Source organism: Flammeovirga agarivorans (genome assembly GCF_012641475.1).
GTDB lineage: Bacteria > Bacteroidota > Bacteroidia > Cytophagales > Flammeovirgaceae > Flammeovirga > Flammeovirga agarivorans.
Genome location: NZ_JABAIL010000007.1, coordinates 308,088 through 316,005, shown reverse-complemented (window position 1 = coordinate 316,005; position 7,918 = coordinate 308,088). Strand labels below are relative to the sequence as shown.

Below are 7,918 nucleotides of genomic sequence, written 5' to 3'. Positions count from 1 at the left end.
CGAAAAGATGAAATTCATTTTGCATAAGTTTTAAAAACACAACTTGAGCTAGTTTATTAGCTTTTGAATAAAATAATATGATTCCCAAATCGTTATAAAAATCCTGATTTGTGTATTCATTAAAATAATCAGGCTTCCCAATACTTGTTATTACTTCTTGACGTGTCTTTCCTAACTGAATTTCTCCAACTGAAATTTTAGGTGTTATTTTTATTATCATGGTCGTAAAAAAATTATTGAATATGTTAACATATGCTTCTCATATTTTTGTGGACTACTCCTCTATTCGTAGTGTTAAACGATAGTGTCACTACGAATTTGTTTATGTCATAAGTTTGAAACTTATGACTATAAAAAAATAAAGGTATTTAATTTATTGAACTCATTAAGGTATTTCTCTCATTTGTAATAAACTGTCTCCAATTAGTTGTTTTTAAATTCAGCTTGTTGGTGTTGTAGTTGAGAGAATGAGGAGTAGGTTTGTGCCTGCAGCTCCTCAAATGAAAATAAATAATAACAAGAAGTGAGTGTAACTCATTTTTTAATCTTTGCTTTTTTGACGTTATGTTATAAGTCAAAGACTTAATCAATTCGGAAGTTCGGAGTGGCACAGCATTTAACACTCCGAACAATTCGAGATGTTTTACCAATTTACATTTTCAGCATATACTTTTTCCGAAATAATAATATTTTCAAGATCATTTTCTTCAATCTCATATTTAAGTCTTTCTGAAATTAAAAAGCAACTCTCAATATCACATCTAATTAAATCAACCTTCTGATTTAGAAAATAAAAGTCTGATTTGATAATATCTATATCAATATTATTTTTAACCAACTTTTTATATAAATCAACCCTATCCTTTTCATTTTTAACTATAAATGAATCAGTCAATCTATTGTCATACCAATCCATTCCATAAAATTTTGTTTTCTCAAAATCTAAAATTTTATAAAAATTATTTACCAAAAAGAGATAATGAAAATCTACTTTTTCTCCTTTAGTAGAAAATACATTCGCTTCATAAAAACGATGTTCTGATAAATTATGTTTTAAAAGGATATCTTTAAATTTACTACTAATAATAAAACCACTACTTAATTTTAGATCAAGTATATCCACATTTCTAAATTTGTCATATATGACAAAATCATTTAGATAAGGCTGAAAATATGGAATGTCATCTAAGCTATTAAATTCACTTAAATCTTTCGTATCAGATTCCTTTATTGTGTAGTCAGGTACCTCTTTTAGAACATCATTATTTACGTCAAATCTAAATTTATAATACTTCATATGTTATAAGCCTCTATATACCTCATTTAAATTACTATATCTATCATCTGCAATATCTGCATCTATTACATGTGTTTGAATTTGATTTCTCATTTTAGTTGCAGTTTGAATTAAAATATTATTTGTTTCTTGTTGTGAAATAGAATTAATACCCCCTGCATCATCGATAGTATTTTCTAATCTTTCAGCTACAACTCTCGTATATTCAGGGTGATTACCATGTATACCAAAGCCTGTATTTTTATCATAAGCCCTCCTCTATTCGTAGTGTTAAACGATAGTGTCACTACGAATTTGTTTATGTCATAAGTTTGCAACTTATGACTATAAAAAAATAAAAGGTATTTAATTTATTGAACTCATTAAGGTATTTCTCTCATTTGTAATAAACTGTCTCCAATTAGTTGTTTTTAAATTCAGCTTGTTGGTGTTGTAGTTGAGAGAATGAGGAGTAGGTTTGTGCCTGCAGCTCCTCAAATGAAAATAAATAATAACAAGAAGTGAGTGTAACTCATTTTTTAATCTTTGCTTTTTTGACGTTATGTTATAAGTCAAAGACTTAATCAAATGGGAAGTTCGGCAATAAGACCACAAAAAAACTATCTTTTTTCTTCAACTTCTCCATACTTATTTAAGTGTTCTTCCTCATTTTTTAATTCATGTAAGTATGAATTTCTAGGTACATATTTAAGTTCTAGATTATACTCATTTTCTTTGGTAATAATTTCAATATTATTAGTGTTTTCCTCCTTTATTAAAATATCACCTTTCTTAATTTTTAGATAATCAATTGACAGAACAAAGTAAATGCTATCATTAGTAGTTGTAACTACATCATAAAAGCCTCTATTATAATAGCTAACCTTTACCTCATAATTAAAATGACTATAATAATTTATTAAGCGATATTTTCTATGTTCATTCTTTGCTTCATATCCACTGTAAATACCAATTACAATCCATAAAGGTATACCTATAATAATCCAAATGAACTTTGCTTTATTACTTATTTTTTGTTCTTGCTGCATCTTATTCTAAGAGTTTGTATAAAGATAAAATTTGTAGTTTTTTTTGTATTCCAAAATTATTTACTGGGTAATACCAATTTCACAAGTACCTCTTCTATTCGTAGTGTCATATGATAATGTCACAACGAATTTGGTTATGCTATAAGTCTAAAAATTAATCAATTCGGAAGTTCGGAGTGACATTTCGTTTAACACCTCAAACAGTGGGACGAAATTAATAGAAAGTATCATGGTTACACTCACGATTCCCGTTACAAAAAATTAAAATATCTTTTAATTAAAATGTCATGTATTTTTTTATTGGTAAATATGAATTCATCTAAATTAAAATCATGTATTAAATGATATGCATTACATAATTTGTAATAAATAAATTGTGATAATTCATCCATCTTTTCAGGATTTATGTTTTTTAATAAATATTTTACATCACCACTTTTCATCAAATTATGTTCAGTTTCAATAAAATCTAATAGCAAAAATAATTCTTCATTTATTAAATCGTATGTAATATTCTTTAAAAATGAAATATCAATTTTTTTTATGTAGAAAAGAATTTCACAAAAAAGATACTTATCATAGTCTTTTTTCTCAATCTTTAATTTTAAAAATTTAAGTAACTCACTTTTTATTTCTTTTGGATATAGGTCAAAACTATTTATTTCCTCAAGAAAAAACCAAAGCACTTCATTGTTTTTTTTTAAAAATAAGAGTTTAATATCTTCTAAAGATAATTGATATCCATCATTAATAAGTTGTTCAATCTCTTGAAAATTTTTTCTATTAGAAAGAATATTTTTTAGTATTCCCATAACATAAATTGACCTTTTTTTTCTACCTATTTTTTTCTTTACGGTTTAATTTTAGACCTTAAATTACTATTCTTATTTTTCACAGTTTCACCCCATGATTTTTTAAGATTTCCAGCACTATCATCAATATTTACTATCTCTTTAACCTATTCGTATTGTTAAACGCAGTTTCACTACGAATTTGTTTATGCCATAAGTCTAAGACTTATTCAATTCGGAAGTTCGGAGTGACACTTTCTTTAATACTCAGAAGAGTTTACTTTAAAAAGATTTAATCATAAAATAAATTAAAAATATACGATAATTTTATGTACTCTGCATTTATTAGTTATTTCTGATAAAAATGACCTTAGCCTTATCTTCATATGAGTCATTTAAGTTATTTACTTCATCTAATTGATGAGAAATTAAATTAATATTTATTTCACCATTAAAAGAACATATGATGATTTTTTTATTTTTATCTCCATTTGACATAAAATCATGAAAATCTTTTTTATTAATATCATCTATATTAACTTTAAATATATTTCTATTCCTTACTGATGGATATGTTTCAAAAAAAGTAAGATTTGCCCATCTATTAATTTGAATAACTACTTTGTCTCTCATTTCTAGTTTAAAGTTATCACATTCAAGGTTTTTTCTGGAATATAATCTTTCAATTAAAAATTTATAAAAATCATTATAATCTGTAATTTCTTTTGTTAGTTTTATATAACACTCTTTATCTAAAAAAGAAATACCTTCTATCTCTTGATATAAAGAGTCTAATGACTGCGGAATTATTGACTGAGAAAAATCGATAACCATAAATGTAGGGTCTTCAATATCATAATATCCTACATAATAGTTACCAAGAGTGAAACCATTATATGATTTAGATCCTGCTAATGCATAAGAAAATTCTTTAGCATTGATATTATAGAATCCAGATACTGAAACAGGTCCATCACTACCTAATTTAACAAGAGTTGGATTACCATTTTCTTTCAATGTCTTCTTATGTTTTTGCCAATTATCTAGATAAAAATATAAAGCAGTAGACAATAATAATGTTATGATACTAAATAGTATTCTTTTTATGTTCATCTTTTCTATACTCTATTCGTAGTGACACTACGTTTAACACTCGAACAGTAATCTATTCTAAAAGTAATTTAGATAACTAGACTCCTACTCTTCCATCCATAGTTTCATCTTGGGAATAAAGCTATTACTGAATTTAATGGCTTCATTATAGATGGCTTCTGTTTTATACACCTGACGTTCCACTCTACCAACATTCAGCTCTTTTTGAGGATAAATCAAAAACGCTTTTCCTTGTTGTTCGAGTACTTTAAGTTGTTGGATGGATTCATTGTATTGCTGTGCTCTTTGAGTCAAGTTCTCATGTACCTTGGGATGTTTTCTGTAAAACCATTTTGAAACAGCTTTAAATTTCATATCAGATTTTACATATCCTTCAGGTCTTGTGAGTACCACTACAATTTTATCTGCTCCATTTTCAAAAGCAACATCATATGGAATAGAATTCGTTAACCCTCCATCTAGATATTCTTCCCCTTTGTATTTTACAATTGGAGAGATGAATGGTAATGAACCACTAGCAGTAAGAATGCTGACAATATCTGGTTTATCTAATTTATTGACGACAAAGAATTCTGATTTCCCTGTATTACAATTACTTACCCCTACATGAAAATCGGCAGAAGTACGGAGTGTATCATAATCATAAGGTAAAAGACGATGGGCAATATCGCCCATAATAAAATCCCATGAAAGGTAAGATCCTTTAAGTAGTAAATGCTTGAAACCTCCATATCGCTTATCATCATTATAAGCGTTTAATTTTTTATTACGCTCTAGTTGTTTGGAAGCAAATGAAGCCCCATACAATGCACCTGCTGAGATGCCAAAAATAGAATCAAAATTTATATTTTTCATCAGAAATGATTCAAGAATACCTGCTGTAAACATTCCTCTTGAACCACCTCCTTCCAACACTAATGCGACTTTGTTTTTCATGGTTTAGTCTCAAAATAAAAATGAGTATCATTTAGATCACTTAAAATTAATAATCCTATTGAATATTTATTCTTTTTAAAATAAAAGTCTCACATTCATTAAAATTACTAATGAATGTGAGACTTAAAAAAACAAATATAATTGACTGCTTTTTAAGAAATACAAATTATTTATCTCTTTCCATTTTTGAGTAATCTAAATTTGGAAATTCTTTCATACTTTCAAAATATGGCAACATAGCCTCTTGGAACTTGAAGAATAGTGGAATTCCACCACTTCGACCATAAAGATTAAATAGTTCTTTTGGATCAGTATTAAGGTTATAGAACTCAGGGATTTGCCCTAGCTTGATAGGCGGTGCTGTACAACTTTGAAATCTTGCATATTTTACAAAGTGAGCTTTGTATTGTGCCCAGCGAACCACTGTCAAATCACCATAATAATATACTAAACGATGATCTCGATTGGAATGCTCTTGTTTTCCTAATAAAAAATCTGTCTGATCAAAACCATCAATTGGACGATCGTCAGGCATTTCAGCTCCTACAATATTGGCAAGTGTTGGCATAAAATCCATGGCATGAAACATTTCTTCTGATTTCCAATTTGATCGGATCTTATTGGGCCAAGACATCATACCAACTGTACGTAGTCCACCTTCCCATCCGGAACCTAATTCACCAGCCCATTGTCCAGGATCTCCATTATGATCTGCTTCTGGGGAATAACGTGTAGGACCATTGTCTGAAAAGAAAATAATGATTGTATTATCACGGATACCTGAATCATCAATAGCTCCTACAATCTGACTTACGTTATAATCAATTTCCATTAGGACATCTGTATACGCACCACCTTTTGATTTGCCAGCAAAATTGGGGTGAGGAACAACTGGATGGTGAGGATTTATAAAAGTAGTAAGCAAGAAGAAAGGCTCTTTTTTGTTCGCATGTTTCTTAATGTAATCAACACTTTTTGCTGTAAGTTCACTATCAATTAATCCTCTTTTTTCAAGTGTCATATCAGCAACTACTTTAGCTTCCTGACCCGCTTTTGCACTTAAGATACTTTGAGGTGGGATTAAATCTTCTTGATATCCAGGGAAAGAACTATCAACTGGGAAACTTGAATTAGAAACCCCATACCATTCATCAAACCCTTGGTTTTGAGGTTGTCTGTCAGCCGTTTCTCCAAGGTGCCACTTTCCATAATTTGCCGTTGAATAACCTACTGATTTTAACATTTCTGCTATAGTCACTTCCATAGGATGAAGTCCACCGGGTTCACCAGGAATAACATACCCAGATGTACCCGAACGGATAGGCATTCGAGCAGTCATAAAGGATGCTCTTGAGGCAGTACAACTTGCATCAATCTGGAAATCTAAAAACTGAATTCCAGATTCGGCTAATTTATCCATATTTGGTGTTGGAGCGCGTAACCCTCCATAACATCCCATATCGCCATATCCTTGATTATCAGTCATCATAATAACGATGTTGGGTCTATCTTGCCCTAGACTTACAATTGTTGTAATACATATTAGAACAATAAAAATTAAATGTTTCATATTTTTAATTAGGATTTTTGAAATTGATAATCACACTTCATAATGATGAGTACAAAAGTCGTTATTGTAATCGGGTTTAATAATTCATATTATTGTCAATAGCATTCAAATAAATATCATAATACTCCTGTTTAAACTAAGAGTATCAAAAGAGGTCGCATTAATGGATAAACGAACATTAGTACTCAGGATCGAAGATGAAATAAATCCACAAGCATTCTACAGTGAGTTTAGCAAAAAATATGGTGGAACCTGGGATGGATCAAAATATTCATTTGATAATGAGATGGGGCATGGAGACTTTTATGCACATACTTATCAAAGTGGTATTGTTATAGTTATGGCCGACTTCAATGTAAAAGTCCCAATTGAAATAATAAATTCACCGAAAAATAAAGAGCGAATTGTGGCTATCCGTATTGGTTTTTATGGAGATATGTTAGGTCACTCCCCAAATACGGGTAATACCGAAGGAATCTCTATTTATGATGCTAACCGCCCTTATAATTTAACTTTCCCAAGCAATAAAACGATCCGATGGATGTCTATTAGAGTTCCATTAGAATTGATTGATGATTGGAAAACGTCTGAAAAACAAAATGATAAATTTTTCAGGAGGCTAAAAGAGGAAAAAGATTGGTTTTTTTACCACAGACTTTCACCGGAAATTGAATCGCTTGTCCGAAATTCTTTTGTAGAAAGAACGGATGTGAGGTTAAATAGATCAATCTTTTATGCAAGAGCCTATGAGATTATCGCTAGATTGATAGTACTAATTGAGAATGATTCTAGCATTCTAACAAATAATAAAATCCATCCAGATGATTTTTCATTAATGCTCAATATCAAAGAACAGATTTTATCTGATTACTCCTTTTTACCCAATCTTGAAACGATCAGTGAAAACAATAATATCAGTAAATCTAAACTCCAAAGAGCATTTAAATCCGTCTTTGGAATGCCTATCATTAAGTTCTTTAATCAACACCGTTTGGAAGAGGCCAACCGGTTATTTAAATACACAACAAAATCCGTTTTTGAAGTAAGTAATGAATTGGGTTTTCATAGTGCATCACATCTTAGTCGCACTTTCAAAAAACAGTTTGGTTATAGCCCGAATGATTTGAGAAGTAATAGTTCAAGTTTATGATAAAATACATTAAAAAAATAGTGCACCATAGTT

At 29.7% G+C, this 7,918-nt stretch carries 8 protein-coding genes; 1 reads left to right on the top strand and 7 read right to left on the bottom strand.

The features are described 5' to 3' along the window. The 7 genes from HGP29_RS21345 to HGP29_RS21315 form a co-directional block, all read right to left on the bottom strand. Nucleotides 1-220, bottom strand: a 220-nt coding sequence (locus HGP29_RS21345) for a hypothetical protein (RefSeq protein WP_168884468.1), incomplete at its 3' end; no start/stop codon positions are given. 423 nt (nt 221-643) lie between these two features. Further along, nucleotides 644-1,297 carry a hypothetical protein gene (locus HGP29_RS21340; protein ID WP_168884467.1) on the bottom strand — a complete coding sequence of 218 codons (654 nt, stop codon included), beginning with the start codon at nt 1,295-1,297 and terminating at the stop codon, nt 644-646. A 599-nt stretch (nt 1,298-1,896) separates the two neighbouring features. After that, nucleotides 1,897-2,325 (bottom strand): hypothetical protein, encoded by a 429-nt coding sequence (locus HGP29_RS21335; protein WP_168884466.1) that lies wholly within the window; start codon nt 2,323-2,325, stop codon nt 1,897-1,899. Nucleotides 2,326-2,576: 251 nt separating this feature from the next. After that, entirely contained in the window at nt 2,577-3,137 is a 561-nt protein-coding gene (locus HGP29_RS21330) for a hypothetical protein (RefSeq protein ID WP_168884465.1), read from the bottom strand. A 324-nt stretch (nt 3,138-3,461) separates the two neighbouring features. Continuing rightward, entirely contained in the window at nt 3,462-4,229 is a 768-nt protein-coding gene (locus HGP29_RS21325; RefSeq protein WP_168884464.1) for a hypothetical protein, read from the bottom strand. An 84-nt stretch (nt 4,230-4,313) separates the two neighbouring features. Beyond that, entirely contained in the window at nt 4,314-5,165 is an 852-nt protein-coding gene (locus HGP29_RS21320; protein ID WP_168884463.1) for a patatin-like phospholipase family protein, read from the bottom strand. 166 nt (nt 5,166-5,331) lie between these two features. After that, the gene (locus HGP29_RS21315) at nt 5,332-6,735 is read right to left on the bottom strand and encodes a sulfatase-like hydrolase/transferase (protein ID WP_168884462.1); all 1,404 of its coding nucleotides are present in this window, start codon (nt 6,733-6,735) and stop codon (nt 5,332-5,334) included. Between the two features lie 163 nt (nt 6,736-6,898). On the opposite strand from HGP29_RS21315, the gene HGP29_RS21310 reads away from it, so the two are divergent. Beyond that, nucleotides 6,899-7,885: a helix-turn-helix domain-containing protein gene (locus HGP29_RS21310; protein WP_168884461.1), complete on the top strand. Its 987-nt coding sequence runs from the start codon at nt 6,899-6,901 to the stop codon at nt 7,883-7,885. Nucleotides 7,886-7,918 lie beyond the last annotated feature (33 nt).

Coding starts and splice junctions, on each gene's coding strand:
- HGP29_RS21340 (WP_168884467.1), bottom strand. CDS start 1,297: ATGAAGTATTATAAATTTAGATTTGACGTAAATAATGATGTTCTAAAA.
- HGP29_RS21335 (WP_168884466.1), bottom strand. CDS start 2,325: ATGCAGCAAGAACAAAAAATAAGTAATAAAGCAAAGTTCATTTGGATT.
- HGP29_RS21330 (WP_168884465.1), bottom strand. CDS start 3,137: ATGGGAATACTAAAAAATATTCTTTCTAATAGAAAAAATTTTCAAGAG.
- HGP29_RS21325 (WP_168884464.1), bottom strand. CDS start 4,229: ATGAACATAAAAAGAATACTATTTAGTATCATAACATTATTATTGTCT.
- HGP29_RS21320 (WP_168884463.1), bottom strand. CDS start 5,165: ATGAAAAACAAAGTCGCATTAGTGTTGGAAGGAGGTGGTTCAAGAGGA.
- HGP29_RS21315 (WP_168884462.1), bottom strand. CDS start 6,735: ATGAAACATTTAATTTTTATTGTTCTAATATGTATTACAACAATTGTA.
- HGP29_RS21310 (WP_168884461.1), top strand. CDS start 6,899: ATGGATAAACGAACATTAGTACTCAGGATCGAAGATGAAATAAATCCA.